This window comes from Thermovirga sp. (genome assembly GCA_012523215.1).
Lineage (GTDB): Bacteria > Synergistota > Synergistia > Synergistales > Thermovirgaceae > 58-81.
The window spans coordinates 1-2,536 of record JAAYIZ010000168.1; the positions used below are offsets into that span (position 1 = coordinate 1).

At 61.8% G+C, this 2,536-nt stretch carries 3 protein-coding genes; all 3 read right to left on the bottom strand.

The window, feature by feature from the left end; translation table 11 throughout:
- Positions 1 to 632, bottom strand: a 632-nt coding sequence (locus tag GX108_04465) for a GTP-sensing pleiotropic transcriptional regulator CodY (GenBank protein ID NLO56291.1), incomplete at its 3' end; no start/stop codon positions are given.
- A gap of 50 nt (positions 633 to 682) precedes the next feature.
- A complete protein-coding gene (gene hslU / locus GX108_04470) occupies positions 683 to 2,104 on the bottom strand; it encodes an ATP-dependent protease ATPase subunit HslU (GenBank protein NLO56292.1) in 1,422 nt (473 codons plus the stop codon).
- The coding region (hslV, locus tag GX108_04475) for an ATP-dependent protease subunit HslV (protein NLO56293.1) at positions 2,101 to 2,536 on the bottom strand (436 nt) is incomplete at its 5' end. The genes hslV and hslU, both read right to left, overlap by 4 nt.

Genomic DNA, 2,536 nt, shown 5'->3' on the forward strand with positions numbered 1-2,536 from the left:
CTGATGATCTGCCTGATGGACTCCACCTCGGAATAGGAGAGAGCCCTCATGGCCATCTGGACCACCAGGCGTTCCCGGGCCCTGTCGGCGATGGTCCTTGCCCTGGCGTGCAGGATCTCCAGACCTACCACGGTGGCCAGGTACTCTCCGAGCACCAGGTCGCGGTTGTCGAAGGGGTGGCCGAAACGGGCCAGGATGAGAGTGCCCAGCCGTTCCCCAGCCCCGTGGATGGGAACGTAGACCACGTGCTTGTTGGAATAGGTGCAGGGCTCGTCGGAGTAGGCGCAGAGACCATGGTCGGTGTGATTTAGTTCCGACTCGTGGTACTGGTTGACTTTCTCAGTATAACTTTCGGGCATGGAACCCGTCTCCAGGAGGTTCGACATGGTGGGGCAGTTGTATTCGCTCACCCAGGAGTAACCCAGGATGACACCTTCCCAGTCAATTATGTAGACGTTCGCCGCTGACAGTTCGCAAAGGAGTCTGGCAAGCCTCTGGTAGTCAGGCGTTCCAGGGTCCTTGCGGCTCTGGAGGATCCTATTGACGGCGCGGGTCTTCTCGAGCAGGTCCTGCATCGCCGAAGGATTGGCTATCGGAGCCCTTGATTCGATCAGTTTTTTTGGTGTGTCCATCGTCATGATAATCCCTCCCGGTAACCTCGGGTGCTTTTTAACGCACCCGGCTAGAGCAGGTACTTCCTTACATCCGCATCAGCGACCAGTTTCTCGAGTCGCTCTCTCACCAAGCCTTCGTCGATCTCCACGCTCCGGCCCGAAAGGTCGGGGGCATCGAACTGGATCTCCTCGAGGAGGTTCTCCATCATCGTGTGAAGCCTCCGGGCGCCTATGTCCTCGGTCTCACGGTTCATCTTCGCCGCCAGGGAGGCTATCTCCTTTACAGCGCCTTCAGAGAAGGAAAGGGCAACGTCCTCCGTCGAAAGAAGCGCTTTGTACTGGTCCATCAGGCTGTGCTCGGGTTCGACCAGTATCCTGGCGAGGTCCTCTTCGCCCAGGGGGCCCAGTTCGACCCTGAGGGGGAACCTCCCCTGCAGTTCGGGCACGAGGTCCGAGGGTTTCATCTTGTGGAACGCCCCGGCCGCGATGAAGAGGATATGGTCGGTCCTGGCAGGGCCGTACCTGGTGTTGACGGTGCATCCCTCCACAATGGACAGGAGGTCCCTCTGGACGCCCTCGCGGCTCACATCGGGGCCGGAGTGTCCTCCGCCGGGGGAGGCGACCTTGTCCAGTTCGTCTATGAAGATGATGCCTTCCTCCTGGGCCTTCGCCAGCCCCTCCTGGGCGGCGGCCTCGTGGTCGACGAGTTTTTCCGCCTCCTCGGCCTCCAGGATTTTCCTGGCGGCGGCAACGGCGACGGAGCGCCGCTTTTTCTTCTTGGGGATTATGCCGCTGAGCATCTCCCCGAGGTTTATCCCCATCTCCTCCATGCCGGGACCTCCCATGACGGGGATGCCGAACTGGGGGCTCTCGCTCACCTCTATTTCTATCTCGCGCGCCTCGAGCCTGCCCTCGTCGAGCATGCGGCCCAGCCTCTCCCTGGTGGAAAGGCGCTGCTTCTCGGCCTTCTCCTCCTCCTCGGTAGGCAACCGCTCTTCCCTGGCGGCCTGCTGTCCCGAAAAGAGGTGCATGAAGTCGGATACTCTTTCCTGGACCCTCACGGGGGGGATGAGAGCGTCCAGGATCCTCTCACGCGCCCTTGAAGCGGCTTCTTCGCGGACTTCCTCGATCTTGCGCTGCTTCACCATCTGGACGGACCTCTCGACGAGGTCCCGGATCATGGATTCCACATCCCTGCCGACGTAGCCCACCTCAGTGTACTTGGTCGCCTCGACCTTGATGAAGGGCGCGCTCACGAGTTGGGAGAGCCTTCTGGCTATTTCGGTCTTGCCGACCCCGGTGGGGCCAACCATGAGGATGTTCTTCGGCGCGATTTCCCGGGCTACATCCTCGGGGAGTTCAAGGCGTCTAATTCTGTTCCGCAGGGCGATGGCGACGGCCCTCTTGGCATCGCGCTGCCCCACGATGTATCGGTCAAGGTAGGCCGTTATGGCCCTGGGGGTGAGAGCGCCGCTCCTGCCGTCCCTCAATCCTCGAGCACCTCCAGCGTGATGGAATCGTTGGTGTAGATGCAAATCTTCGATGCTATGACCAGGGATCTCCTGGCAATCTCGTCCGCCCTGGCATCGGAGGATTCCAGGAGAGCTCTCGCGGCGGCCAAGGCGTAGCCGGCACCCGAACCTATGGCGCAGGCCTCGCCCTCCGGCTCCAGGATGTCGCCGGCGCCGCTCAGGAGGAGGGTCGTTCCTCGGTCGGCCACGAGCATCATGGCTTCGAGCCTCCTGAGGACCCTGTCGGTGCGCCAGTCCTTGACCAGTTCCGTGGCGGCCCTGATGAGGTTGCCGCTATGCTCGGCCAGCCTCTTCTCGAAACGCTCCAGGAGGGTCATCGCATCGGCGGTGCCACCGGCAAACCCGGTGAGCACGCGGCCGTCGTAAAGGCGCCTCACTTTTTTGGCGCCC